Origin of the sequence: Leucobacter sp. USHLN154, assembly GCF_037145595.1 — a bacterium.
In the GTDB taxonomy this organism is placed as follows: domain Bacteria; phylum Actinomycetota; class Actinomycetes; order Actinomycetales; family Microbacteriaceae; genus Leucobacter; species Leucobacter alluvii.
Genome location: NZ_JBBCXF010000005.1, coordinates 103,452 through 129,503, shown reverse-complemented (window position 1 = coordinate 129,503; position 26,052 = coordinate 103,452). Strand labels below are relative to the sequence as shown.

Sequence of the window (26,052 nt, the reverse complement as noted above, 5' to 3'; positions counted from 1 at the left end):
GGCACCAGCTTAGGCCCAGGCCGATCAGCGGTCTCGGTACACCGCCGGGTCCGCCGGTCCTCGCTCGGGATCGAGCCCGCCGTCCTCGTCCGTCTCATCGCCCGGCGGCACGCGGCACCAGTGCTCGACGATCGCAGCGCACCCGAGCAGCACCGCACCGGCGATGACGACGAGCATCATCGGCACCCACGTCGCAGCCGTGGCGGCCACGCTCCGACCGGTCAGCGAGAGCAGCAGCCCGGCCCCGAACCCGCCGAAGAGCGCCCCCACGATCTGCCCGGCTCGCGCCGTCACGAGCAGCCGGACGGCGTGGAACGGATCGATCGCTCCGGGCTGCTTGCGGATCTGGCGACGCAGGCGCAGGCCGAAGACGAGCAGCACCCCCGCGACCAGCACCAGGGAGGCGGGCAGCGAGAGCGGCGGGGAGAGCGGGGCGTGCCCGCGGCTCGACAGGGCGAACTGCACCACCAGTCCGACGGCTGCGCCCATCGCGGCGACCGCGAGCGTGACGAGCGGGTTGCTGCGCTCAACCTTGCGCATCGAGCCCTCCCGATCTGCCCGGCGCGACCTTCGAGCCGGCATTCGCGTGGTCGTCATGACTCAGGGGCACGGTGGTATCGCCGATCCGCGCGAGCAGGTCCGCAACGCGGCCGTGGCCCATGAGCACCGCGTCGGGGTCGAGATCGAGCCAGGGGGCGAGCACGAAATCTCGCTCGTGCGCGCGGGGATGGGGCACCTGCAGCCGGTCATCCGATATCACGCGCCCGCCGAACAGCACGAGGTCGATGTCGAGCGTCCGGTCGCCCCAGCGGATGTCGCGAACGCGGCCGTGCGTCGTCTCGATCGCCTGCATGGCATCGAGCAGCGCATGGGGGTCGAGTGTCGTCCGTGCGGTGGCGACGCCGTTGACGTAGCGGGGAGCATCGGGATCTGGCCCCGACGCCGTCAGCGCGATCGTCTCGCGCAGCGCAGAGGCCTCGAACCGCTCGATGCCCGGAGTCGCGGCGAGTGCGCGCTGCGCTGAGCGGATGGTCTCTCCGCGATCCCCGAGGTTCGCGCCGAAGGCGAAGAGCACGGGAACCACCTGGGCGATCACAGCGGGGTCCTCTCCGCAGCATGACGCACGACGGTGACCGAGACGTCCGAGAAGGTCTGCGCGATCGGGGCATCCGGTTTGTGCAAGGTGATGCGAGCGCAGCGCACGCCGGCGAACCCGAGTGCGACCGTCGCGGCCCGCTCGGCGACCGTCTCGATCAGGTCGACCGGGTCTCCGCCGACGGCGTCGGCGATCGCGTCGGCGAGTTCCCCGTAGTGCACGGTCCGCGCGAGCGCATCGTCTGCGGCAGCGCCGGCGAGGCTCACCTGCACGTCGGCGTCGATGATGAAGCGCTGGCCCTGCTCGCGCTCGAAGTCGAAGACCCCGTGGTGGGCGAACACTTCGAGGCCGGTGAGGGTGATCCGATCTTCTTGCGTGTCGCTCGTGCGCTCCGGCTCCGCCGTGCGCCGGCGAGCCCCGCTCCAGGCCGCCTGCACGGCGAGCGCCTGGCGCGTGCCGACGACGTCGTGCACGCGCACGCCCCAGGCCCCGGCGTCGGCAGCCAGCGCGCTGACCACGGCTGTTGCGAGATCCCGCTCGTGGGAGCGGTTGATCTCGCCGGGTTCACGTCGGGGCGTCGCGAGCTCCGCGACGGCCTCCCCCAGCATGCGCTTGCGCGACGCTCCGACGAGCACGGGGAACCCCACGGCGTTGAGCTCCCCCAGCGCGGCGAGCAGCTGCCAGCCCTGATCTCCGGTCTTGTCGAAGCCGAGTCCGGGATCGAGCACGAGATGTTCGGGGCGCACCCCGGCAGCGATCGCGGCACGGACTTGCTCCGCGAGGGCGTCCGCCACCTCGCTCACGACGTCCCCGTACTCGGAGCGCAGGTGCGCGGGGTCGGGGATGCCGCGCCAGTGGCCGATGATGAATCCGACTGATCGATGACGGCTGGCGTCGGCGGCGACGGCGAGCATCGCGGGGTCGTGCAGGCCGCCCGAGACGTCGTTGATCCAGCGCGCGCCCGCTGCGACCGCAGCGGCTGCCGTGTCGGCGTGCAGCGTATCGACCGAGACCGTGGCACCGGCCTCGGCGAGGGCGCGGATCACGGGGAGGACGCGCGCCTGCTCCTCCGAGCTGCTCACCGGCGTCGCTCCCGGACGCGTCGACTCACCGCCCACGTCGACCACGTCGGCGCCCTGGGCCACGAGTTCGAGGCCGCGTTCGATCGCCAGATCGTGCGCAGCATACGATCCGCCGTCGCTGAACGAGTCGGGGGTCACGTTGAGCACGCCCATCACCGTCGGACGTGCCCGCTCGCGCGCCCGCGGCCGCGCCCGTGAGACGGAGCCGGTCACGCCTCGCCGCTCTCTGCTCCAGCGAGATGCGCTCGGCCCAGCAGGGCGAAGACCGCGGCTTGCTCGGCCGCGTCTGCGAGCGACCCGCGAGACGCCACGGTGATGATCGTCGATTCGCTCTGCCGCACGCCCCGGTCGGCCACGCATCCGTGGCTCGCCTCGAGCACGACGAGCACGCCGTGCGGGTCCAATCCGTCGTGGAGGGTCTGCGCGATCTGCTCGCCGAGCCGCTCCTGCATCTGCGGTCGCGCTGCGAGCATCTCGACGACGCGAGGGATGGCGCTCAACCCGACGACGCGCTCGTTCGGCCGGTAGGCGATGTGCGCTCGCCCGCGGAACGGGAGCAGGTGATGCTCGCACATCGAACGCAGGGTGATGTCGCGTACGACGACGAGCTCCCCGGTGTCTTCGCCGACCGGGACGGAGTCGGAGAGCAGCACCGACGGGTCGCGGCCGACACCCGCGAAGAACTCGGCGTACGCGTCCGCCACACGGAAGGGAGTGCTCGCGAGCTCGGGGCTGTCGGGATTCTCCCCGATAGCCCCGATGAGCTCGCGCACCGCCGAAGCGATCCGCTCCCGATCCACCGTGTCACCCATGGTGATTACTTCGTGCTGTCGCGATCGTCCCCGCCGACGCCGAGGTTGCGCGGGGGCTGCCCCGGGTCACCGGTCGTCTGCGGGGGAAGCAGACCCGGTGCCGGGTCGATGGCGATCACGGGCGAATCAGCCGGAGAATCGGGGCCGGGCGCAGCGCCCGGCTCGGGATCGCCGACCGCGCGGTCGTCGGTGCGCACGGCGGCGGGTACCTCGATCGGCGGTCGATCGGAGACGGGACGGTCGTCGTGCGACAACCAGGTGGGGCGCGGAGCGAGCTTCTGCACTCCCTGGAAGATCTCGGCGATCTGGATGTGGTCGAGCGTCTCTTTCTCGAGGAGTTCGCGAGCGAGCGCGTCGAGGATGTCGCGGTTCTGCACGAGCACCTCGTAGGCCTCGTTGTGCGCCTGCTCCATGAGCTCGCGCACCTCGGCATCGATCGTGATCGCGACCCCCTCCGAGTAGTCGCGGTTCTGCCCGAACTCGCCCATGAACGCGCCGGGCTGCCCCTGGCCGAGCTTCACCGGTCCGACCGTCGCAGACATGCCGTACTCCGTCACCATCTTGCGCGCCGTACTCGTCGCCTTCTCGATGTCGTTGCCGGCGCCGGTGGTCGGATCGTGGAAGACGAGCTCCTCGGCGACCCGGCCGCCGAGTGCGTATGCGAGCTGATCCTGCAGCTCGTTCCGCGTGACCGAGTACTTGTCTTCGAGCGGGATGACCATCGTGTACCCCAGTGCACGGCCGCGGGGCAGGATCGTGATCTTGGTCACGGGGTCGGTGTGGTTCAGGCCTGCCGCGACGAGCGCGTGGCCCCCCTCGTGGTACGCGGTGATGAGCTTCTCATGGTCTCGCATGAGACGCGTGCGACGCTGCGGCCCGGCGATCGACCGATCGATGGCCTCGTCGAGCGCGCGGTTGTCGATGAGCTGCGCGTTCGAACGCGCCGTCAGCAGCGCCGCCTCGTTCAGCACGTTGGCCAGGTCGGCGCCCGAGAAGCCCGGCGTCTTGCGGGCGACGATCTCAAGATCGACGTTCTTCGAGAGCGGCTTGCCCTTGGCGTGCACCTGCAGGATCTTGAGTCGCCCGGGCATATCGGGAGCGTCGACACCGACCTGCCGGTCGAAGCGGCCCGGGCGCAGCAGCGCGGGGTCGAGCATGTCGGGACGGTTCGTCGCCGCGATCATGATGACGTTCGTCTTCGGGTCGAAGCCGTCCATCTCGACGAGCAGCTGGTTGAGCGTCTGCTCGCGCTCGTCGTGGCCGCCGCCCATGCCCTGGCCGCGGCGCTGGCCGACTGCGTCGATCTCGTCGACGAAGATGATGGCGGGAGCGTTCGCCTTCGCCTCCTTGAAGAGGTCTCGCACACGGCTCGCGCCGACGCCGACGAACATCTCGACGAAGTCGGAGCCCGAGATCGAGTAGAACGGCACGCCTGCCTCGCCGGCGACGGCCCTGGCGAGCAGCGTCTTACCGGTCCCGGGAGGGCCGTAGAGCAGCACGCCCTTGGGGATGCGGGCGCCCACGGCTTGGAAGCGGGTGGCGTCTTGCAGGAAGTCCTTGATCTCGTGCAGCTCCTCGACGGCCTCATCGGCACCGGCGACATCGGCGAACGTGACCTGCGGCGTCTCCTTCGAGACCAGTTTCGCCTTCGACTTGCCGAACTGCATGACCCCGCGGCCACCGCCCTGCATGGAGGAGAGCATCCACCAGATGAGCAGGCCGATGAGCAGCAGCGGGAGCAGGAAGCTCAGCAACGACCAGATCGGGCTGGGCTGCGGCACCTGGTCGGTGTACCCGTCCTTGAGATCCGCGTCGTTCACGGCTTCGACGATGTCGAGACCGCGGGGCGCGACGTAGTAGAAGTAGACGTCCTGCGATCCGGTCTTCTTATCGGCCTTCTCGAGTTCGAGATTGACGCGCTGATCCCCGTCGATGATCTCCGCGTGCTTCGCGTCGCCGTCGGCGAGCATCTCGAGACCGCGATCCGTCGACACCTCCTGCGTGCTTCCGCCCGACAGCAGCGACCACCCGAGCAGCACGATGATCGGTGCGAGGATCAGATAGAGCAGCGGCCCGCGCAGGAGCCGACGGCTCTTCGATGTGCTCTTCGTCGAATTCTCTGCCAAGTCTGGACCTTTCAGAAGGAGCGTGCCGGGAGATCCAGCATCGGTAAGCGTAGCCAATGCCACTGACATCGGTCTGAGCCGCGGGCGCTTGTCCGCTCACGGCGCACTCGGCGCCCCGGGCCTGCTGCAGTGCTGCGGACGTTACTCGCCGCCGTAGACGTGCGGCGCGAGCACGGCGACGTCGCGGAGGTTGCGGTAGTCCTCGGCGTAGTCGAGGCCGTACCCGACGACGAACTCGACCGGGATGTCGAAGCCGACGTAGGCGACGTCGACCTGCACCTTGAGCGCTTCCGGCTTGCGCAGCATCGTGCAGATGCGCACCGACTTGGCGCCGCGGCTCTCGAGGTTCTCCTTGAGCCAGGAGAGCGTGAGGCCCGAATCGATGATGTCCTCGACGATCAGCACATCGCGCCCGGTGATGTCGGCGTCGAGATCCTTCAGAATCTTCACGACGCCGCTCGACTTCGTGCTCGCGCCGTACGACGAGACCGCCATCCAGTCCATCTGCGCGTGGAACCGGAGCTCGCGGGCGAGGTCGGCCATCACCATGATGGCGCCTTTCAGCACGCCGACGAGCAGCGGCGGCTCGTCGCCGTAGTCGGCCTCGATCTCACGAGCGAGTTCGGCGAGCCGCTGATGCAGCTCTGCTTCGGTGTGCAGTACGACGGAGAGCTGATCGCCCAGATGTTTCGCATCCATGCGTCTATTCTTCCATTGCTGCGGCGCCGTCTGCGACACGGGCGCTCGCGGCCGGTCCGCGGGGCGAACCCGCGCGCCTCGTGAACTCGACGCGGCCGGCGACGCGGGCGACGGTGATTCCGGGAGCCTCGATCGGCCCCTGACCCCGCCAGTGCGTGACGAGGGCGGCGATCGCGAGGGTGTGCTCCCGACTGAGCTCGCTGCCGAACTCCGCTTCGGCCACCCTCCGGATGATCCTGTGACGCAGCGCCGCAGGGTTCGCCGCGAGCGCTCCTGCGGAGACTGCGATCCCGGCCTCCGCGTGCTCGACGATCTCCTCGATCTGCTCCTCGACCATCGCGTCGAAGGCCTCCGCATCTTCCCTGGCGAGGTCAGCCGTGCGCGCGAGAGCCGCGGCGACGCCGGGCCCGAGTTCGCGCTCGAGCAGGGGAAGCACGGCGGCGCGCACGCGCACGCGCGTGTAGGCGCGGTCGGAGTTCTGCGGATCCTGCCACGCTTCGAGCTGCGCCTCCCGGCACGCCGCCGCCGTGACCGCACGGGTGATCCCGTGCTCGGCCCGGACGAACGGGCGCAGCACGACGATGCCGTCGCCGAGGCCGCGACGCGGTGGGATGCCCGCGAGACTCCGAGCCCCAGAGCCCCGGGCGATCCCGAGCAGCACTTGCTCGGCCTGGTCATCGCGAGTGTGACCGGTCAGGATCGCGACGGCGCCGACCTCCCGCGCGGAGTCCGCCAGCACGGCGTAGCGCGCATGACGCGCAGAGGCCTCCGGGCCGGATCGTCGTGAGCGCGACGCCGACACCTCAGCGCGGCGCACGAGCACGGTGTCGATCCCGAGTGAGCGAACCTGCTCGGCGGCACGATCCGCAACGTCAGCAGAACCGGCCTGCAGGCCGTGATCGACGACGACCGCGGCCACCGTGAAGCCCTCGCGGACCGCTGAGAACGCCGCAGCGGCCGAGAGTGCGAGCGAATCGGCACCCCCCGACACTGCGACGAGCACCCGCCCCCGCAGGCCTGCGCTCGACGACCACGCTCCCCCGAACTCCGCCCGGAGCGCATCCCTGACGGCGAGACGTGTGGCGAGGAGCGCGGTCTGCAGCATGCCTCAACGGTACCCGGCGAGCGGGGTCGGGTAGCCTGGGAGCCGCATATGCACACTCGGCCGCTCGCGGCCGCTCACAGAAAGCACGGAGGAGCGCGCATGGCCGCAGCATTCGACGCTGTTATCGAGATCCCCAAGGGGAGCCGCAACAAGTACGAGGTCGACCACGAGACCGGTCGGGTGTACCTCGACCGCGTGCTCTACACCGGGTTCGTCTACCCCACCGACTACGGGTTCTTCGAGGAGACCCTCGGCGAGGACGGGGATCCGTTGGACGTGCTCGTGCTGCTCGACTTCCCGGTGTTCCCGGGCGTCGGCGTGAAGGTGCGTCCCGTCGGCGTGCTCAAGATGAGCGACGAGGCGGGGGGCGACGACAAGGTCATCGCCGTGCAGCACAAGGATCCGCGCTGGGCGCACATCCAGGACGTCTCCGACATCCCGGAGTACACCCGCAAGGAGATCGAGCACTTCTTCGAGCACTACAAGGATCTCGAGCCGGGCAAGTGGGTGAAGGTCGACGCGTGGGGTTCCGCAGCCGACGCCGAGCGGCTCATCGTCGAGGCGCAGGATCGCCTCACGTCCGAAGGGCACTGACCTCCCGGCGCGCACGCGCCGCCGCACGACGAGAGGGGCTCGGGATCACAGCGATCCCGAGCCCCTCTCCGCGTCTCCTGCGCGTCTCCCCGATCAGGGGAAGACGATGTACCAGGCGGGATCCACGAAGTCGTACCAGCCGTTGTCCTGGTTGGGCCGCATCTCGAAATGCAGGTGGCAGCCGGTGCTCGCGCCGGTGTTCCCGACGTAGCCGACGACCTGACCGGCCGACACGTAGCTGCCCTGACCGACGACCGCCCATCCGATCATGTGCGCGTACCGGGTCTGCCATCCGTTGGGGTGATTGATGGTGACCATGTTGCCGCCGCCGCCGCCATCCCAGTACGTCATCGCGACGGTGCCCTCTGCAGCCGCGAAGATCGGGGTGCCGCAGCCGGTCGCGAGATCGATGCCCGTGTGATCGGGTCGGCCCGGGGGCCGGAACCCTTCCGAGACGTAGAAGCCGGCGGTCGGGTACATCCAGCCGTTCGATCCGCCGCCACCGCCGCCGGGGGGCGGCGGTGCGACACCGCCGCCGCCGCCACCGCCTCCGCCGCCGGGAGCCGGAGCTCCGCCGCCGCCGCCGGGGTTGCCGCCGCCCTCCGCAGCACGACGGGCGGCCTCCTCCTCAGCGGCTTTCCGCGCCGCTTCAGCTTCCTTGCGCAGACGCTCGGCCTCGGCTCGCCGCTGCTCCTCCTCGATGCGGAGGCGCTCCTCGTACCCCTCGACGGTCTTCGTCGTGGTGTCCTTCAGCGCCGCGAGCTGCGTCTGCAGCGTCTTCTGCTGCGCTTCCTGCTCCTTGACCTTCTCGCCTTGCCCGGCGACGGCTTCGGCAGCGGCCAGCTCCTTCTCCTGCTGCACCTGGCGCAGCCGCTCGCGCTCCTGCGCGGCCGCCTCCGCCTGCTGGCCGAGAGTATCGGCCGTGTTCGCGGCCTGCTCGGCCTCCTGCGAGAGCGTCGTGTTCCGCTCGGTCGCCTTCGACATCGACGCCATGCGGTCGAGCAGCGCGTCTGCCGTGCTGCCGTCGGAGTCGAGGAACATCTCGACGCTGCGATCCACTCCGCCCGATCGGTACATCTGAGCGACGAGCGCCCCGGCGCGGTCGGCGGCCTCGTCGGCCTCCTTGCGGCTCGCTTCCGCCTGCACCTCGAGGTTCGCCGCCTTCTCAGAGGCGACGGCCAGCGCATCTTCTGCCGCATGCAATTCGTCGATCGTCGTCGCATGCAGGTTGCGCAATCGGTCGAGTTCCTTCTCACCCTCGGCGATGAGCGACTCGATCTCCTTGACCTTCTTCGCGGCAGACGACTGGTTCTGCTTCGCCTCCTGCACATCGTCCCAGGTGGGAAGATCGAGGGCCTGAGCGGGAGGCGCAGTGAGCTGGCCTCCGACGAGCACTCCGGCGCCGATCGCGCATGCGGCGAGCACTCCGAGCACACGCCTCATCGTGCTCGTCTTCCGTTTCTGCATCCTGCCCCCATATCGTGCAATGTACGCAGTTCTCCGGCAACGGTAGCATCTCGAGGCGCGATGCGCTCAGGCGGCCGGAGTCGGATCGCCTCCCGCATCGAGCGAGATCTGGCTCGCGTCGATGAGCCGAAGCATCGATCGGTGCAGCTCCTCCAGCTCAGCCGGTGTCATGCCGAGCCGCTCCGCCATGCGCACCGGCACCTGCTCGGCGTGCGCTCGCAGGGCCTCCCCCGCTTCCGTGAGGGTGATCTCGAGACGCCGTTCATCCGCCGAGCTCCGCTCACGTCGCGCGAGCCCCTGCGCCTCGAGTCGTTTGATCAGCGGCGACAGGGTGGAGGCTTCTTGATGCAGCAGTTCGGCGAGCGTGCGCAGGTCGAGGGTGCGGTGCTCCCAGAGCGCGAGGAGCACCAGATACTGCGGATGCGTGATGCCCATCGGATCGAGCACCGGCTTGTAGGCGGCGACGATGCCACGAGAGGCGACGGTGAGCGCGAAGCAGACTTGGCGCTCGAGCGCCAAGGGGTCGTGCGGATTCATGCGTTCATCTTCTCAGACGTCCCTCGTCCACCGCTTCCCAAAGCCGAGATGCCGGGCTAAGGTGGCCCGAGACCGCCGACAACGGAGTCGCCGGTCGCCTACTTCCGCTCGGATGATGCGCCGGCTGCATGTCGTACGGCACGGCGGCGCGGTTACGCCGACACCTGGTCGAGCAGCGCGGCGGCGAACATCGGCCGCGAGGCATCCGTGCTCGGCGGGTGGAAGAGCCCCGCCGTCGCGTCGCGCAAGAGCCTGCCCGCTTCGCTGCCGCTATCGAAGCCCGCTCCGCCGGAGCACGCGAGCGCCGTCTCGGCCGCCCGCCGCGCCGCTTCGCCCGCCGCGATCCGCGCCGCGACGAGGCGGGGCGGCCACCCGGCGCCGTGGTCGACGAGCTCATCGAAGTCGCGGGTGTACGCGTCGAGTTGTGCCGGCACGGAGAGGAAGTCGCGGTACGCATCGGCGAGCCGTGTGCGCCATTCCGGCACGTCGGCGAGCGGGGCGTCTCGTGACGCGGAGCGGCGCCGGTGCAGCGCCTCGGACGCCACGTCGAGGGCGCGCCGCGCGACGCCGGCGTAGACCGAGGCGACGAGCAGTTGGAAGTTGCTCGTGATCGCAAACGTCAGGAGGTCGGGCGTACGCCCCGGCGCGATGCGGCGCGCGACACGATCGGCGCGCATGACCGCGCCTTCGAGCCTCGTCGAGCGGCTCTGCGACGCGCGCATGCCGAGCACGTCCCAGTGATCCGACACGGTAATCCCGGGCGAGGTGCGCTCGACGAACCCGAAGACGAGCTGCGGGTCACTGGGTTCGCTCGCATCGAGCCCGTGAGTGATGAGCCGGGTCCACACGGGCGAGAGCGAGGTGAAGATCTTCGTCCCGCTCAACCGGTAGCTCCCGTCGGGCTGCGGATCAGCGATCGTGTTCGAGCCCTGCAGCACCCAGTCATTCGCCGGCTCGCTGATGCCGAACGCGAAGATCTCGCCGGCTGCCGCCTCTGCGAAGACGTGGGAGAGCGAGCGATCCCCGCGCGCGAGCATCGCCGCTGCCACCCCCGTGCACATGAGGTGCATGTTGATGCCGAGCGCGGTGCCCGGCGCCGCACCCGCGAGGCGCTGCTGCAGGCGCGAGACCTCGTGCAGCGACAGGCCGGGCCCCCCGAACTCCGCGGGCACGAAGATCTGCAGGTATCCGCGCTCGCGCAGGTCGCCCAGGTCTTCGTCGAAGAACCCGTTCTCGCGGTCGACGACGGCGGCGCGCTCGCGGAACCGTGCGAGCAGTGCGTCGGGCAGATAGCGCTCGGCAAGCTCGGCGTGCCTGAGTTCTCGATCGGTCATCGCATCTCCTCTGTACGGTCTCGGCGCGCTGCAGGGCGCGCATGGCTCTCGCTCGCGTCGGTCCCGGGTTCGCGCAGCAGAATCGCCCCGTTGTGACCGCCGAATCCGAACGAGGTCGAGAGCACCGTGCGGAGCTCGACCGCCCGCGCCCGCCCCGTCACCACATCGAAATCGGGGAACTCGGGGTCGGTGAGGTTGAGCGTCGGGGGAACGCGCTGCTCCCGCAGCGACTGCACCGAGATCACCGCCTCGACCACACCGGCCGCGCCGAGCAGGTGGCCGGTGGTCGACTTGGTCGCCGAAAGCGGAACCGTTCGCGCACGGGCTCCGAGTGCCAGATCGAGAGCCGCGAGTTCGGCGGCGTCGCCCGCGGGGGTGCTGGTGCCGTGCACGTTGACGTGATCGACCTGCTCCGGCGCGACGCCCGCGTCGTCGAGGCACTCGGCGACCGCGCGTGCGGCTCCCCGCCCCTCCGGGTGCGGGGCCGTCGGGTGGTGGGCGTCACTCGACGCCCCGAAGCCCGCGAGCTCGGCGAGCGGCATCGCACCGCGCGAAGCGGCGCGCTCAGCTGATTCGAGCAGGATCGCGCCGGCCCCCTGCGACATGACGAACCCGTTGCGGGCGCGGTCGAAGGGACGGCTCGCCAGCTGCGGGGCGTCTTCGAACCCGGCGGCCAGCGCGCGCAGGTTCGCGTTCGAGGCGAGGTTCACCTGACCCAGGCAGTCCTCCATGCCGACGACCAGCACCGCGTCGGCATACCCGTGGCGGATGCGTCGAAGCCCCTCACCGAGAGCGATCGCCCCGCTCGCGCAGGTCGCCGACACCCCCTGCGCGGGGCCCGTCGCACCGTACCGTTGCGAGAGGAGCGCAGCGGCCGCGTCGGGCGCCCCGTACACGGCGAGCGCCAGGGGAACCGCTCTGGGCCCGCGCGCGTCGAGCGCCCGGGTGGCGGCCTGCATGGCGTCGACGGGGCCGGACCCGGTCGCCGCGATGATCGCCACGCGATCCGCGTCCTCCGAGAACACCTCGCCCGCCGAGAACGCCTCGCCGTGCGCACCGGCAGCATCTCCCCCGATCACTCCAGCATGCCGCAGCGCCTCGTCGGCTGCGGCGATCGCCCAGAGCTGCACGGGGCTGAGACGACGCACGAGTCCGGCCGGTACGAGACCCTCAGCGCTGAACCCCTCGATCCTGCCCCCGATGCGCACCGGCAGCGCATCGAACTCCGGCCCGTCCAAGCGCTGGATCGCACTGCGCCCGCCCATCACCGCGTCCCACAGCGCTCCGACGCCGATCCCGCTCGGCGTCACCGCCCCCATGCCCGTGACGACGACCCGGCGCCCCCGCGCGGCGGCGCTCACAGGCGCACCGCCGATCCGTCGGCGATGCGCTCGGCCGTCTCCCCGCGACGCACCTTGCCGCCCACGGTGCGGGGCAACTGCGGCAGCGAGAACCAGCGGCGAGGCACGAACTGCGGAGCCAGGCGCTCCGAGGCCCAGGCGGCGAGCGCCTCGCGATCCGGCACCGCTTCGCCGTTCGCCTCGACGACCAGAGCGACGATGCTGCCGAGCGACGCATGCGGGAGCGCCACGGCGATCGCCGCCCCGACGCCGGGCGCCGCCGCGAAGGCGCGATCGACCTCGGGCAGCGAGACCTTGTGCCCGCCCGTCACCGCGACGTCGCCGGCGCGGCCGAGCAGATGCAGCTTGCCGGCGACGAGTCGGGCCTGGTCGTGCACGGTCGCCCACCCGTCGGCGCCGCGGAGCACGTCATCGGTCGTGCCTGCGAGGTAGCCGTCGGAGCAGGCAGCGGCACGGATCCAGAGCGTGCCGGCACTCCCCTCCGGCACCTCGCGACCCGACTCGTCTCGCACGCTCGCGTCGATGCCGGGGTAGATCGTGATCGCGGTGCCGTCGCCGTCGCGACTGTCGCCGATGAACCCGATCTCGGCGGCACCGTAGTAGCTGATGAGGCGCGTCTGCGGCAGCGCGCGGGCCAACCCGTCGCGAATCGCAGCCGGAAGGTTCGCTCCACCCGTCACGACGAGCTCGAGCCGATCGAACGCGTCGGGTTCGCGTCGGGCTGCGTCGGTCAGCGTCTGCACCACCGCAGGCACGGCGACCACCCGGGTGATGGCCTCGTCGCGCACGCGCGCCGCCACGCCGAAGGGATCGAACGCGTCTGCGACGTGCACGCTGCCGCCCGTGGCGAGGCACTCGATGACGGCGTAGAGCGTCAGGCTGTACGAGACCGGGCCAGGGGCGAGTGTCGCGACGCTTGGCAGCGGTTCGAGGTGCGCGCTCGACACCGCGACGTTCTCCCGGTACTGCTGCCTCGTCTTGAGGAACGCTTTCGGGCGGCTCGTCGTTCCCGAGGAGAAGAGGAGGAGGAACGCTTCACGCCCGTCGCGCACCTCGGGCGGCGGAGCCGGATCGACGGTTCGCTCGCGCTCCTCGAACGCTGCGAGGGTCAGGATCGTGCCGCCCCATCCCTGCGCCGCGAGCGCTGCCGCCAGATCGGCGGAGTCGGAGACGATCACGCCGATGCCCGTCGCGAGCACCACGCCGACCCGGTGCTCGAGCGGCCAGCGCGGATCGATCGTCGCCGACACCGCGCGGTACCCGGCGAGCGCCGCCACGAATCGAGCCGCGGCGAACGCCGAGTCGACGCTGATCGCGCTGATCGGGATGCCGCCGGTCTCGGGCGCGGGCGACGGCGGAGTCCCCGTCTCCCCGAGTGCGTTCTGCAGAGTGTCGATCACCGCTGCCGTACGACGCGAGCGCTCGACCAGCTCCCCGTACGTGAGCCGCTGCCCGTCGCCCGCGATCGCGAGGTGCTCGGGATGATGCTCCGCGATGCGCAGCATCGCCGACGTGATGGGCATGCGCCCAGTCTATGCTCCGATGGGTCGGCGCTTCGTGGGCGCCGGCCCCTCCGAGCCGCCGGCTCGCAGGGCGCGCTCACCCAGCAGGCCCGTGACGCGGTACGGGATCACCTCGCGCAGGAACAGGCTCGTCGACGTGCGGGTGATGCCCGGGCAGAGACGGATCTCCTCGCTGACGCGGTACAGGTCGTCGGGATGCCGCGCGACGACCCGCAGCAGGAGATCTGTGCTGCCTGCGGGCGCGAAGCACTCCAGCACCTCGGGGATGTTCGCGAGCGCTTCGACCGCGGCGCCGATCTGATGCTGGTCGAGTTCGACCTGCACGCTCGCGCCGACCGGCCTCCCGAGAGCCGCTGGCGTGACGCGGGAACTGTGCAGGCGCAGCGCCCCAGCATCCTTCAGCTTCTCGAGCCGCGCTTGAACGGTGCCGCGCGCGAGGCCGAGTTTCGAGGCGATCATCGCGGTCGGCATCCGCGCATCCTGATCAAGCAGGAGGAGGATTCTCCGATCCGTCGCGTCAAGTTCGCTCATTTTGACCACTTTCTGATCGGTTCACCGGTGACATATTGATCATATCGCCCAATTAGCGAGAGCTCGCTTGCGCAGATCGACGGGGTACGATGAACTCTTTCATGTGCAGGCGGACACCCCCGCCGCACTCGGATCAACGCCCGCACCACCCCGTGGGCTGAACCACCGGACGCGCCACCCTTGCGCCCGAAGAAGGAGCCCGCCATGCGTGCGACCGCATCAGCGACCGCGAGACCCCCGCTCAGCACCCCGAGCGCCCCGCCCCCGACCCAGGCCCCGCAATTCCCGGCTCCTCACGCACTGCACCGCCCTCGGGCCCGCGTCGCACTCACCTCGCTGGCGCTCTTCGCCCTGCTCGTGAGCGCGAATCTCAGCACGCCGCTGTTCCCGCTGCTCGAGGCGCAGCTGAACACCGGGTCCCTCGGCATCTCGATCGCGTTCTCGAGCTACGTGCTCTCGCTGATCGTAGGTCTGACCCTGTTCCGCCGCGTCGCCGACCGGGTCAATCGCCGCACCGTGCTCATCGCGGCACTCGCGGCCGCCGCGCTCGCCACCGCGGCCCTTGCCTTCGCGCCGACGCTCGGCTGGTTCTGCGTCGCCCGCGCCGTGCAGGGCATCGCGGTGGCGTGCGCGACGGGCACCGGCTCCGGTGCCCTGCGCGTGCTGCTTCCCGGACGCCCCGCCCTCGTCGGGCGCCTGACACTGCTCGCGACCTCAGGCGGCGTCGCCGCCGGCCCCGTGGCGGGCGGCCTGCTCTCTCTCGTCGGCGTGCCCCTGCAGACGCCGTACCTGGTCGTCGCAGTCGTACTCGCCGCACTCGTCCCCGTGATCATCGCCGTCGCGCCCCACGACGAGTGCACCCCGCGACTCGCGGGCATCGCACTCGCCGACGCGCCCGATCCGCGACCCGACGCGCCGGGGGCGAACGGGCGCAACGATCCCGCCGCCGCCCGCGCGTTCCGCATCGCGGCCGCGACCGGGTTCCTGAGCTTCATGGTGTTCGGCTTCTGCCTCTCCCTGGCGCCCTCGCATTTCGCAACGATCGCCGGCACGGATTCGCGCGTCGTCATCGGAGTGCTCGCCGCGGTCACGCTCGCCTCGTCAGCACTCGTGCAGCTGGTCCCGCTCTCCGGCACGTGGCGACTGCCGGTCGGGCTCAGCGCGCTCGCCGTGGCGCTCATCGGGATCGCCGCCGCCGGCGGAGTGGGAGCGGTGTGGTTCCTCGTCATCGCGAGCGCACTCGCCGGTGTGGGGCAGGGCATCGCGTTCCAGGCGGCGTTCACCGCGGCCACGGCTGCAGTGCACCCGCTGCGGCACGCCTCCACCGTCAGCGCGGTGTACACCGTCACCTACCTCGGGAGCGCGGTGCCGGTCATCGCTCTCGGTGCGATGGCCGAGCAGTTCGGCCTCTCGCAGGCGGTCGTCGTCTTCGCGCTCGTCGCGGCAGCCATGAGCCTCGCGCTCGCGTGCGTCTCGGCCCGCCGCTCCCACTGAGCGAGTGGCGCCGGCGCGTTCGCTCGGCGCGCCTCGGGTTCGGCGGGGCGGGCGCCTCCCGTGAGGCGTCCCGTCCCGCGGCCCGCTCTACTCCGCGAGGGCCGCGAGCGCGCGGCGATCCAGATCGCTCTCGACGAGCAGCCCGAATCGATCGGCGACCGCCCGTCGCGCGATCCCGCTCGCACGGGCGCCGTCGCGCTGCTCGATCGCAGCGAAGAGGCTCCGGTCGATCGCAGCGGACTCGAGCTTCAACCGGTTGTCGTGGTGCTCGTTCTCGACGTCGCGCTGGATGATGGCGCGCAGCACGCCGGACACCGCCTCACCGGTGAGGCGCAGCACCTCGTTGCCGCTGGCCTCCCAGATGGCCTCGTGGAACTCGATGTCGGCGGCGGCGAACGAGTCCGAGTTCGCCTCGGCGTAGCGCTCCATCTGCTCGATCGCGGCGCGCATGCGCTCCAGCTGCTCGGCGTCGTGCCGCACGGCAGCCAGGCGACTCGTGGTGCCCTCGAGCACGACGCGGTACTCGACGAGCGCTGAGACGTCGAGCGCATCGGTGCCCACGAGGGCGCGCAGCGAGCGAGACAGGGTTTTCGACGACGGCGCGAGCACGACGGGCCCGCCGCGGGTGCCCGGGCGCGACTCGATCAGCCCCATGCTCTGCAGAATGCGCAGCGCCTCGCGCACGGTCGGCCGGCTCACGCCGAACTGCACCATGAGATCCCGCTCGCTCGCGAGCTGCGATCCCACCGGGATGCCTCCGGAGATGATCGCCTGCTCGATCTGATCGACGATGCGCTGATAGGTGTGCACGGGCACCGCGGGCTCGAAGCTGTGGGTGGTGGACACCTGAGTCTCTTCCTGATCGAGGGGCGCAGCACTGTGGAGTCGGCTGCGTGCTCCGATGATAGCGCCCACGTAAGTGGCCTTACCATGTATCCTGGTTCGAAATCTCTCGGGATTTGTTGGAACACCGTCTCCGGTTTCGCGAATACGCTGTGCATGCGGACCGGCGACTGGGCATCGTCGCCCGACTCCACCCTCCATCCCGGCTTCGCCCAGCGAGGCCTCAGTCACAGGAAAGCAATGATGCGACGTAAGAATGCGATTCTCACCACGGCTGCAATCGCGACCGCGGCCATCCTCGGTCTCGCGGGCTGCTCCGCGGGCGCCGGCAACAGCTCGGGAAGCGACGGGGAGACCCCCACCACCGCGACCATCGCCCTGACCGGCACCCCCACGAACCTCGACTTCACGACGACCGCCGGCTCTGCGATTCCGCAGGCACTCATGTCGAACGTCTACGAGGGCCTCGTCGAGCTCGACCAGTCGGGCGAGATCCAGCCGCTGCTCGCGAGCGAGTGGACGGTCAGCGATGACCGCAAGACGTACACATTCACCCTGCAGGAAGGCGTGACCTTCTCGAACGGCGACGAGTTCACGGCAGACGACGTGAAGTTCAGCTTCGACCGCGTCAAGACCGACTGGGTGTCGAGCCTCAAGGCGAAGATGGACGTCGTCGAGAGCGTCGAGGTCGTCTCCCCCACCGAGGTCGCGGTCACGCTGAGCAAGCCCTCGAACGCGTGGCTCTTCAGCCTCGCGACGCCGGTCGGCGCGATCTTCTCGGAAGATGCCGTCGACGATCTCGCGAACACCCCAGTCGGCACCGGCCCGTACGCCATCGAGTCGTGGACCCCGAACGAGAGCCTCGTCTTCGACACGCGCGACGACTACTGGGGCGAGGCCCCTGGCGTCGAGCAGGTCACGCTGAAGTACTTCGCCGATGCGACCGCCACCACGAACGCCCTGCAGACCGGCGACGTCGACGCGATCGCGAACCTGCAGGCCCCGGAGCTGCTCTCGAGCTTCGAGTCCGATGACCAGTTCGTCGTCACCACCGGCACGTCGAGCGGCGAGGTCTCGCTCTCCATGAACAACAAGGCCGCCCCGTTCGACGACGTGCGCGTGCGCCAGGCAGTGCTCTACGCCCTCGACAAGCAGGCGATCCTCGACACCGCATGGAACGGCTACGGCTCGCTCGTCGCCACGTACGCGGCCCCGACGGATCCGTACTACGAAGATCTGAACGACGCGTACCCGTACGATCCCGCGAAGGCCAAGGAGCTGCTGCAGGAAGCCGGCAAGGAGAACCTCGACATCACCTTCACCGTGCCGACGCGCCCCTACGCGCAGGCCGTCTCGGAGATCGTCGTCTCGCAGCTGAAGGACGTCGGCATCAACGCGACCATCGAGTCCGCCGAGTTCCCGGCGGTCTGGCTCGACGAGGTCTTCACGAAGCACGACTACCAGATGACCACGGTGCTCGCCGTCGAGGCCCGCGACATTCTGACCGTCTTCAACGACCCGAACTACTACATCGGCTACGACAACTCGAAGATCGCCCCGATCGCCGAGGAAGCGGACGCCGCCGATGAGGACGGGTACGTCGACGGCATGAAGCAGGTCGCCGAGCAGATCGTCGAGGACGCCGCTTCCGGCGTGCTCTTCCTGTTCCCGAACATCACCGTCGCGAAGGCGGATCTCCAGGGCATGCCGGAGAACGCCATCATCGAGGCGCTCGACCTGACGAACCTGAGCTGGAAGTAAGCGGAGCGGCGGTGCGAACCGCCGCTCTCGCCCCTCCAGTGCGCGAGAGCGCAGTTGAGGTCGCACGAGGCGTACGCCTGAGACCACAACTGCGCTCTCGCGGGCGCACCACACCAACCCGCCACTGAACCCGAGGAACCCGAACCCGCATGGCCATACGGATCCTGATCAATCTCGCGAGATTCGCGGTGACGTACGTCGTCGCCACGGTCGTCGTGTTCCTCTTCATGCGACTGATCCCGGGCGACCCGGCGCAGATCGCACTCGGCGTGAACGCCACCCCCGAGTTGCTCGAGCAGACGCGCGAGCAGTTCGGCACGGATCGACCGCTGATCGTGCAGTACTTCGAGTGGTTCGGCGGGCTGCTCACGGGCGACTTCGGCACCTCCTACGTCACGCGCACCGATATCAGCCCGATGGTGCTCGACCGCGTGCAGGTCAGCCTCATCCTCGTGCTCACGGCGATGGTGGTCGCGCTGCTCGTCGCGATCCCGCTCGGCACCTGGGCGGCCGTCAAGCATCGCAACTTCTCGGGCGTCGCGATCGGCCTCGGCTCGCAGATCGGAGTCGCGGTTCCCGGCTTCCTCGCCGGCATCCTGCTGGTCATCGTCTTCGCTGTCGGCCTCGGCTGGCTTCCCGCGAACGGGTGGACGGCGCCGGCCGTCGACTTCGGCGACTTCATCCGCCGGCTGATCCTGCCCGTCGTCGCACTCGCCTCGGTGCAGGGCGCGATCCTCACGCGATACGTGCGCTCCGCCGTGCTCGAGGTGATGAGCGAGGACTACCTCCGCACCGCTCGCGCCAAGGGGCTCAGCAAGAACGGCGCGCTGCTCAAGCACGGCCTGCGCAACGCGGCGATCCCCGTCATCACGGTCACCGGCGTGCAGATCGCGGCCCTCATCATCGGCGCCGTGGTCATCGAGCGCGTGTTCGTCATCCCCGGGCTCGGCTCGATGCTGCTCGACGCCGTCGGCAACCGCGACATGCTCACCGTGCAGTCCGTCGTCATGGTGCTCGTCGCCATCACCCTGATTCTCAACCTCGTCGTCGATGTGCTCTACACGCTCATCGATCCGCGTCTGCGAAGGAGCGCCTAGCCATGAGCACGCAACAGGTTCCCACCCCACCCTCTCAGGCGCCGCGCACCACCGCGATCAGCGCCCCCGGCAATGCCAGCACGAGCGTCGTCTCGAGGTCGGGCAAGCGCAAGCTGTCGGCGACGCTGCTGATCGGGTTGATCCTGATCGGGCTCGTCGCACTCGCGGCGATCGTGTCCTTCTTCTGGACGCCGTACGATCCGACCCAGGCGATGCCCGCCGACCGGTTGCAGGGCTCGAGCCTCGCGCACCTGATGGGCACCGACAAGTACGGTCGCGACGTCTTCTCCGCCATGCTCTACGGCGCGCGCATCACGCTGTTCGTCGGCGTCATCTCGGTCGGCATCGCGATCGTGATCGGCACGCCGCTCGGCATTCTCGCAGGCATCAGGGGCGGATGGATCGAAGAGGTCATCATGCGCGCCTCCGACATCGCACTCGCGTTCCCGGCGCTGCTGCTCGCGATCATGTTCAGCGCCGTCTTCGGCGCATCGACGCTCACCGCCATGGTGGCGATCGGCATCGCGACCATTCCCGGGTTCGCCCGCGTCGCGCGCTCGGGCACCCTGCAGGTGATGACCACGGAGTACGTGCTCGCTGCACGAGCCGCCAGCCAGTCGCGATTCAGGATCGCCTTGCGCCACGTGCTGCCCAACATCATCGGCATGGTGGTCGTGCAGTCCTCCGTGTCGTTCGCACTGGCGGTGCTCGCGGAGGCGGGCCTCAGCTTCCTGGGGCTCGGAACGCCACCGCCCACCCCGTCGTGGGGACGCATGCTGCAGGAGTCGCAGCAGTTCCTCGGCACCGAACCGATGCTCGCCGTCTGGCCCGGCATCGCCATCGCCATCGCGGTCATGGGCTTCAACCTGCTGGGTGACGGCCTGCGCGACCGCTTCGATCCGAAACTGAACGGGAGCCGCGGCTGATGCGCACCGAATCCACCGTCCCGCGCACCGGCGCAGACCTGCTGCTGCGCGTCGACGACCTCAACGTGCGCACCCCCTATCGCACGCTCGTCTCCGATTTCTCCCTGCACATGGCTCACGGCGAGCGCATCGGCCTCATCGGGGAATCCGGATCGGGCAAATCGATGACCACGACCGCGCTGCTCGGCCTGCTCCCGAACGGCGTCACCGCCGACGGGTCCGTCGAGATCGACGGATACTCCGGCAACCTGCTCCAGGCCCCGGAATCCGATCTCATGAAGCTGCGCGGCAACAACATGGCGATGGTGTTCCAGGAGCCCCTCACGGCGCTGAACCCGCTGATGCGCGCGGGAGCCCAGGTCGCGGAGATCATCCTGCAGCACAAGCTCGCGCCGAACAAGGCCGAGGCGAACCGCCGTGCGGTCGAGATGCTCGACGCCGTGCACCTCCCCGATCCCGCTCAGGCCGCGCGGGCCTACCCGCATCAGCTCTCCGGCGGGCAGCGCCAGCGCGTGATGCTGGCCATGGCGCTCGCGAACGATCCGTCGCTGCTGCTCTGCGATGAGCCGACGACGGCGCTCGACGTCACGGTGCAGCGGCAGGTGCTCGACCTCATTCTCGAACTCGTGCGCGAACGCGGCACTGGCCTGCTCTTCATCACGCACGACCTCGCCGTGGTCGCGAACATGTGCACGCGCGTGCTCGTCATGAACAACGGCGCCGTCGTCGAGGAGGGCACGACCGAAGACGTCTTCACCCGCCCGACCCACCCGTACACGCGGGGGCTGCTCGCGGCGTCCGACCTCGACGCCGTCGATGCGAGGGGCCGCCTCTTCACCGTCGCGACCGCGCAGGAGTACGTGCCGCCGACCGCCGACGAGCAGATCGTCGCGCGCCCGGAGGCATCCGCGGCGGTCGCCGGCCCTGCTGCGGCTGGCACTGCTACTGCCGGCACCGCGCCCGCGCACGCCGAACCGGTGATGCGCGTCACCGATCTGGTGCGCACCTACACGCGCGGACGCACGAGCATCCTCAAGCCAGCCCCCGAGGTGCACGCGCTCAAGGGCATCTCCTTCGAGGTGCCGGAGGGCGGCCGTCTCGGGGTCGTCGGCGAGTCGGGATCCGGCAAGTCGACGCTGCTGCGCATTCTCGCCGGGCTCGACCAGCCGACCTCCGGAAGCGCCGTCGTCGCTGGCAACGAGGTGAAGGGTGCGAAGGAGCCGCAGCTCCGCGCGCTGCGGCAGAACCTGCAGATCGTGTTCCAGGACCCGATGGGTTCGCTCGATCCGCGCATGACCGTCGAGCAGATCATCTCCGAGCCGCTGCTCGTGCCCGGGCGCGGTGAGACCGCCGCCGACCGCAAGCGCATGGTCGCGGAGATGCTCGAAGCCGTGGGTCTGCCCGCGTCTTCCGCGGAGCGCTTCCCCCACCAGTTCTCGGGCGGCCAGCGTCAGCGCATCTCGATCGCCCGCGCGCTGATCTGCCGCCCCCAGGTGGTCGTCGCCGATGAGCCGGTGAGCGCCCTCGACGTCTCGGTGCGCGCCCAGGTACTCAACCTGCTCGCCGACCTCGTCGACGAGTACGGCCTCACCCTCGTGTTCGTGTCGCACGACCTCAACGTCGTGCGGTACCTGTGCGACTCGGTGATCGTGATGCAGTCGGGCGAGATCGTCGAAGCCGGTGACACGGAGACGGTGTATCGCACCCCGCAGCACCCCTACACGAAGCGCCTCATCGATTCCTCCCTCACGCTGCGTCAGGAGCTCGCCCAGAGCGCCTAGCGCCGGCGCTGCTTCGACCCGCACCATCTCGACGAAAGGCCCAGGATGACCTCGCACCGCCCCGCCGCTCTCGACGCCGCCGCCCTCAGCGAGCGCTACGCCGACGGATCGCTCACCCCCAGCGAGGTCGCCGAAGACGTCATCGCCCGCGTCGAAGCGCGCGAGCCGGAGCTCAACGCGCTCTACCTGTTCGACGCCGCGCAGGTGCGCGCCGACGCCGCCGCTTCGACCGAGCGCTGGCGCACCGGGACGCAGCTCGGCCCGTTCGACGGGGTGCCGGCGACGGTCAAGGAGAACATCGCGCGCGCCGGGCAGCCGAAACCCGCCGGGACGGCGATCCCGAACCCGCCGGTCGCAGCTCACAACGCTCCGACCACGGATCGACTGCTCGAAGCGGGCGCCGTCATCGTGGGTTCGACGACCATGCCCGACTGGGGCATGCTCTCGTCCGGCGTTTCGAGCCTGCACGGGATCACCCGCGGAGCGCTGAACCCGGCGCACACCTCCGGCGGTTCGAGCGCAGGAGCCGGCACGGCGGCTGCGGCGGGATACGGCCCGTTCCACATCGGCACCGACATCGGCGGATCCATCCGCCTGCCCGGCTCCTGGCAGGGGCTCACCGCGCTCAAGCCGAGCGAGGGCCTCATCCCGCTCGACGTGCCCTACGCCGGACGCGCCGCCGGTCCGCTGACGCGCACGGCTGCCGACGCGATCCGGCTCATGTCGATCGTCGCGCAGTCCGATCCCCGTGATTATCTGACGCGCGCGTACGCCGAGATGGACTGGTCGACCGAGCCGCTCTCCCCCGCCGGTCTCCGCGTCGCTCTGCAGCTCGACGCCGGCTCGGGCCTGCCGGTCGAGCCCGAGACGCGTGCGATCATCGAGCGCGCCGCGGCCCGATTCGAGGAGGCGGGCGCGACCGTCGTACCGCTCGAGCCGTTCATCCCCGCAGCGGTGCTCGACGGCATCGCCGACTTCTGGCGCAGCCGTTCCTACGCCGACTTCGAGGCCCTCACCGACGCCGAGCGGTCCGTGGTCCTCCCCTTCATCGCCGAGTGGTGCGCCGCTGGAGCAACGTTCTCCGCAGCTCAAACGGTGCGCAACCGCAACATGATCGACGAGATGGCCCGCCTCACGAGAGCCGCGACGCAGCCGTTCGACCTCGTGCTCTCGCCCGTGACCCCGGTCGCGGCGTTCGCCGCGGAGGACCCGATGCCGATCCTCGACCCGCTCGAAACGATGGGACACATCTCGTTCACCGTGCCCTACAACATGTCGGGTCAGCCTGCGGTATCGATCGGCGCTGGCGTGCAGCCGGACGGTCGCACCGTCGGTCTCCAGATCGCGTCGAAGATCGGCACCGACGATCGCCTCATGCGAGTCGCGCTCTGGTTCGAAGGCGTGCGCGGCAGCGACGCAGAGGTCGACTGGTCGCAGGTCGCCTGATCACCGGGCGCACCCGCTGCCCGGCTGCACCCGCCGAACACGAGCCGAGCCGGGAGCGCCCTACGAAGCCGGCGGCGTGAAGCGGCCGTCGATCGCGGTCCAGCCGCCGTCGACGAAGAGGGTGGATCCGGTGACGAACGAGGACGCGTCTGAGGCCAGGTACACGACGGCGCCGGCGAGCTCCTCCGGTCGCGACCAGCGGCCGAGCGCGCTCTTCTGCGCATACGCCCCGTACCACTCGTCGTTCGCCTTGATCTGCGCGGTGAGCGGGGTCTCAACGACCCCGGGAGCCACCACGTTCACGCGCACGCCCTGAGCGCCGTACTCGGCGGCGGCGGTCTTCGCGAGCTGCACGAGACCGGCCTTCGTCGCGGCGTACACGCCCTGGCCGGGTTCGACGACCTGAGCGCGGATCGACGCGAAGCCGATGATCGACCCTCCGCCGTTGGCGGCGAACCGTGTGCCGAAGTGGCGGATCAGCTGGAACGAGGCGCGCAGGTTCAGGTTGACGACGCGGTCGAACTCGTCGAGCGTGTAGTCCTCCATGCGCTTGCGCACGTTGGTGGCGGCGGTGAAGACGAGCGCCGACGCATCGCCGAAGCGCTCGGCCGCGGCGACGACGGCGTCGTCGTCCAGCACGTTGATCTCGTACGCCTCGGCGATGCCGCCGCGCTGCGTGATGAGCGCGGCGGTCGCCTCGGCTCCCTCGAGCGAGTAGTCGGCGACCACGACGTGCGCGCCCTGCGCGGCGAGCGCCTGCGCCGATTCGCGGCCGATGCCGCTGCCCGCGCCGATCACGACCACGGTGCGTCCGTCGAGGCGGAAGAGCTGCGAGTAGTCGATCTGCGTGTGGCTCATACTGGTGTCTCCAGGGTCAGTGCGGGATGTGGTTCGGGATGCGGCAGGATCGTGATGGGATCTCAGCTGCGCGCCTGCGGGCGGATCATCGCCATGCGGGTCACGGTGAACTCTTCGATCGCGAAGCGGGGGCCCTCTCGGCCGATGCCGGAGTCCTTCACGCCGCCGTACGGCATGATGTCGGAGCGGAAGCCGGGGATCTCGTTGACGACGACCCCGCCGACCTCGAGCCGCTCGATGGCGTCGAAGGCGCTCGCGAGCGAGGCGGTGTAGATGGCGGCCTGCAACCCGTAGCGGGAGTCGTTGACGAGGTCGATCGCGGCGTCGACCGAGTCGACGACGGTGAGGCAGACGACCGGGCCGAAGATCTCTTCGCACCACACGTCGACGTCGGACGGTACGTTGCCGAGCACGACGGGTCGCACGTGGGCGGCTTCGCCGTCGCCAGGGCCGTCGGTGAGCAGTTCTGCTCCCGCGGCGAGGGCCCGGTCGATCATGGCGCGGATGCGCTCACCCGAGGCGGCGTTGATGACGGGCGCGACGTTCGTCGCGAGGTCGCGGGGGTCGCCCACGACGAGTTCGCCCATGCGTTCGACGAGACGAGCGGAGAAGCGCTCGGCGATCCCGCGCTCGAGCACGACGCGCTGCACCGAGATGCAGGCCTGCCCGTTGGCGTAGAAGCCGCCGCGCAGCACGGCGTCGACGGCGGCTTCGAGGTCGGCGTCGGCTGCGACGATGAATCCGGTGTTGGATCCGAGTTCGAGCACGGCCTTGCGGGGTGCGGCCTGCTGCGCGATGAGGTGGCCGATCTTCGCCGAGCCGGTGAACGAGACGACGGAGGCGCGGGGGTCGCGCACGAGCGTCTCACCGACGATCGGGTCGCCATTCACGAGCTGCACCGCCGCCGGCGTCACGCCGTGCGCGTCGAGGATCTCGCGCGTGATGGCGAGCAGTTCGATCGTCGCGAGCGGCGTGTTCGGGGCCGGCTTGATGATGACGGGGCAGCCGGCCGCGATGGCCGGCGCGAGCTTGTGGGTGGCGAGCAGCAGCGGGTAGTTGAAGCCGGCGATGCCGATGACGATGCCGGCGGGTTTGCGGGTGTAGTAGCCGATCATGCCGCGGCCGAGCTCCTGCAGGTCGAGCGGCACGGTCTCGCCGTGGATGTGCGATACCTCTTCGGCGGTCGCCTCGAGGGTGACGATGGTGCGGTTCACCTCCGTGCGGCAGTCGACGCGGGGCTTGCCGGTCTCGAGCACGAGCAGGTCTTCGAGGTGCTGGGCGCTCGCGCGCACGTGGCTCGTGAGGTCGGTGAGGATCGCCTTCCGCTGCGCCGTGGTCAGCGCTGCGACGGCCGCTCGCGCCGCCTCAGCAGCGTCGAGCGCGTCGCGCGAATCCTGTTCGCCGCTGACCGGGGCCTGACCCACGACGCTGCCGTCGAACGGGAAGACGATGTCGGAGCGCTCGGCGATCGCGCGCCATTCGCCGCCGATGGGCAGTGCTCCTGCGGGTGCGATGAGTTCGAGTGCCTCGGGCATGGTGGTTCCTCTGCAGCGGGCGGCGGATCCGTTCACGTGCGGCC

The 26,052-nt window shown here is 70.0% G+C and carries 23 protein-coding genes; 7 read left to right on the top strand and 16 right to left on the bottom strand.

Going from position 1 to position 26,052, the window contains the following annotated elements:
* Positions 1 to 24: 24 nt before the first annotated feature.
* The 7 genes from WFH23_RS10375 to tilS form a co-directional block, all read right to left on the bottom strand.
* Positions 25 to 540, bottom strand: coding sequence for a DUF3180 family protein (locus WFH23_RS10375; protein ID WP_090151001.1), 516 nt, complete (start codon positions 538 to 540; stop codon positions 25 to 27).
* On the bottom strand, positions 527 to 1,096 hold the full coding sequence (folK, locus tag WFH23_RS10370; protein ID WP_336662465.1) for a 2-amino-4-hydroxy-6-hydroxymethyldihydropteridine diphosphokinase: 570 nt from the start codon (positions 1,094 to 1,096) through the stop codon (positions 527 to 529). The genes WFH23_RS10375 and folK overlap by 14 nt, the downstream gene beginning before the upstream one ends.
* Positions 1,093 to 2,391 (bottom strand): dihydropteroate synthase, encoded by a 1,299-nt coding sequence (gene folP, locus WFH23_RS10365; RefSeq protein WP_336662464.1) that lies wholly within the window; start codon positions 2,389 to 2,391, stop codon positions 1,093 to 1,095. The genes folK and folP overlap by 4 nt, the downstream gene beginning before the upstream one ends.
* On the bottom strand, positions 2,388 to 2,990 hold the full coding sequence (gene folE / locus WFH23_RS10360; RefSeq protein WP_336662463.1) for a GTP cyclohydrolase I FolE: 603 nt from the start codon (positions 2,988 to 2,990) through the stop codon (positions 2,388 to 2,390). The genes folP and folE overlap by 4 nt, the downstream gene beginning before the upstream one ends.
* Before the next feature lie 5 nt (positions 2,991 to 2,995).
* Positions 2,996 to 5,116 (bottom strand): ATP-dependent zinc metalloprotease FtsH, encoded by a 2,121-nt coding sequence (ftsH, locus tag WFH23_RS10355; protein WP_090151010.1) that lies wholly within the window; start codon positions 5,114 to 5,116, stop codon positions 2,996 to 2,998.
* Positions 5,117 to 5,257: 141 nt separating this feature from the next.
* Entirely contained in the window at positions 5,258 to 5,815 is a 558-nt protein-coding gene (gene hpt, locus WFH23_RS10350; protein ID WP_336662462.1) for a hypoxanthine phosphoribosyltransferase, read from the bottom strand.
* A gap of 4 nt (positions 5,816 to 5,819) precedes the next feature.
* Positions 5,820 to 6,920, bottom strand: coding sequence for a tRNA lysidine(34) synthetase TilS (gene tilS, locus WFH23_RS10345; protein WP_336662461.1), 1,101 nt, complete (start codon positions 6,918 to 6,920; stop codon positions 5,820 to 5,822).
* A gap of 99 nt (positions 6,921 to 7,019) precedes the next feature.
* On the opposite strand from tilS, the gene ppa reads away from it, so the two are divergent.
* On the top strand, positions 7,020 to 7,514 hold the full coding sequence (ppa, locus tag WFH23_RS10340; protein ID WP_090151019.1) for an inorganic diphosphatase: 495 nt from the start codon (positions 7,020 to 7,022) through the stop codon (positions 7,512 to 7,514).
* Between the two features lie 93 nt (positions 7,515 to 7,607).
* Here ppa and WFH23_RS10335 read toward each other — a convergent pair whose 3' ends face one another.
* From WFH23_RS10335 to WFH23_RS10310, 6 genes are all read right to left on the bottom strand, one after another.
* Complete coding sequence (locus WFH23_RS10335) at positions 7,608 to 8,981, bottom strand: peptidoglycan DD-metalloendopeptidase family protein (protein WP_336662460.1); 1,374 nt, start codon at positions 8,979 to 8,981, stop codon at positions 7,608 to 7,610.
* 66 nt (positions 8,982 to 9,047) lie between these two features.
* Positions 9,048 to 9,518, bottom strand: a complete 471-nt coding sequence (locus tag WFH23_RS10330) for a MarR family winged helix-turn-helix transcriptional regulator (RefSeq protein ID WP_200331327.1) — start codon at positions 9,516 to 9,518, stop codon at positions 9,048 to 9,050.
* A 152-nt stretch (positions 9,519 to 9,670) separates the two neighbouring features.
* Positions 9,671 to 10,852 (bottom strand): acyl-CoA dehydrogenase family protein, encoded by a 1,182-nt coding sequence (locus tag WFH23_RS10325; RefSeq protein WP_336662459.1) that lies wholly within the window; start codon positions 10,850 to 10,852, stop codon positions 9,671 to 9,673.
* Positions 10,849 to 12,171 (bottom strand): beta-ketoacyl-[acyl-carrier-protein] synthase family protein, encoded by a 1,323-nt coding sequence (locus WFH23_RS10320; RefSeq protein WP_442918741.1) that lies wholly within the window; start codon positions 12,169 to 12,171, stop codon positions 10,849 to 10,851. Before WFH23_RS10320 ends, WFH23_RS10325 begins: the two co-directional genes overlap by 4 nt.
* A gap of 38 nt (positions 12,172 to 12,209) precedes the next feature.
* A complete protein-coding gene (locus WFH23_RS10315) occupies positions 12,210 to 13,736 on the bottom strand; it encodes a class I adenylate-forming enzyme family protein (RefSeq protein ID WP_336662457.1) in 1,527 nt (508 codons plus the stop codon).
* 9 nt (positions 13,737 to 13,745) lie between these two features.
* The gene (locus WFH23_RS10310; protein ID WP_090151048.1) at positions 13,746 to 14,267 is read right to left on the bottom strand and encodes an Lrp/AsnC family transcriptional regulator; all 522 of its coding nucleotides are present in this window, start codon (positions 14,265 to 14,267) and stop codon (positions 13,746 to 13,748) included.
* A 204-nt stretch (positions 14,268 to 14,471) separates the two neighbouring features.
* Between WFH23_RS10310 and WFH23_RS10305 the strand changes: the two genes are divergently transcribed.
* The gene (locus WFH23_RS10305; protein WP_336662456.1) at positions 14,472 to 15,761 is read left to right on the top strand and encodes an MFS transporter; all 1,290 of its coding nucleotides are present in this window, start codon (positions 14,472 to 14,474) and stop codon (positions 15,759 to 15,761) included.
* Between the two features lie 87 nt (positions 15,762 to 15,848).
* Here the strand turns inward: WFH23_RS10305 and WFH23_RS10300 are convergent, their stop codons facing one another.
* Complete coding sequence (locus WFH23_RS10300; RefSeq protein WP_090151055.1) at positions 15,849 to 16,607, bottom strand: FCD domain-containing protein; 759 nt, start codon at positions 16,605 to 16,607, stop codon at positions 15,849 to 15,851.
* Positions 16,608 to 16,844: 237 nt separating this feature from the next.
* On the opposite strand from WFH23_RS10300, the gene WFH23_RS10295 reads away from it, so the two are divergent.
* From WFH23_RS10295 to WFH23_RS10275, 5 genes are all read left to right on the top strand, one after another.
* Positions 16,845 to 18,365: an ABC transporter substrate-binding protein gene (locus WFH23_RS10295; RefSeq protein WP_336662455.1), complete on the top strand. Its 1,521-nt coding sequence runs from the start codon at positions 16,845 to 16,847 to the stop codon at positions 18,363 to 18,365.
* 149 nt (positions 18,366 to 18,514) lie between these two features.
* Positions 18,515 to 19,462, top strand: a complete 948-nt coding sequence (locus WFH23_RS10290; protein ID WP_090151061.1) for an ABC transporter permease — start codon at positions 18,515 to 18,517, stop codon at positions 19,460 to 19,462.
* A gap of 2 nt (positions 19,463 to 19,464) precedes the next feature.
* Positions 19,465 to 20,388, top strand: a complete 924-nt coding sequence (locus WFH23_RS10285) for an ABC transporter permease (RefSeq protein WP_090151064.1) — start codon at positions 19,465 to 19,467, stop codon at positions 20,386 to 20,388.
* Positions 20,388 to 22,169: an ABC transporter ATP-binding protein gene (locus tag WFH23_RS10280; RefSeq protein WP_336662454.1), complete on the top strand. Its 1,782-nt coding sequence runs from the start codon at positions 20,388 to 20,390 to the stop codon at positions 22,167 to 22,169. Before WFH23_RS10285 ends, WFH23_RS10280 begins: the two co-directional genes overlap by 1 nt.
* Positions 22,170 to 22,214: 45 nt before the next feature.
* Positions 22,215 to 23,615 carry an amidase gene (locus WFH23_RS10275; protein WP_336662453.1) on the top strand — a complete coding sequence of 467 codons (1,401 nt, stop codon included), beginning with the start codon at positions 22,215 to 22,217 and terminating at the stop codon, positions 23,613 to 23,615.
* Between the two features lie 60 nt (positions 23,616 to 23,675).
* Here WFH23_RS10275 and WFH23_RS10270 read toward each other — a convergent pair whose 3' ends face one another.
* Together WFH23_RS10270 and WFH23_RS10265 are read right to left on the bottom strand one after the other, a co-directional pair.
* Positions 23,676 to 24,473 (bottom strand): SDR family NAD(P)-dependent oxidoreductase, encoded by a 798-nt coding sequence (locus WFH23_RS10270; RefSeq protein ID WP_336662452.1) that lies wholly within the window; start codon positions 24,471 to 24,473, stop codon positions 23,676 to 23,678.
* Between the two features lie 62 nt (positions 24,474 to 24,535).
* Positions 24,536 to 26,008, bottom strand: a complete 1,473-nt coding sequence (locus WFH23_RS10265) for an aldehyde dehydrogenase family protein (RefSeq protein ID WP_336662451.1) — start codon at positions 26,006 to 26,008, stop codon at positions 24,536 to 24,538.
* Positions 26,009 to 26,052: the final 44 nt, after the last annotated feature.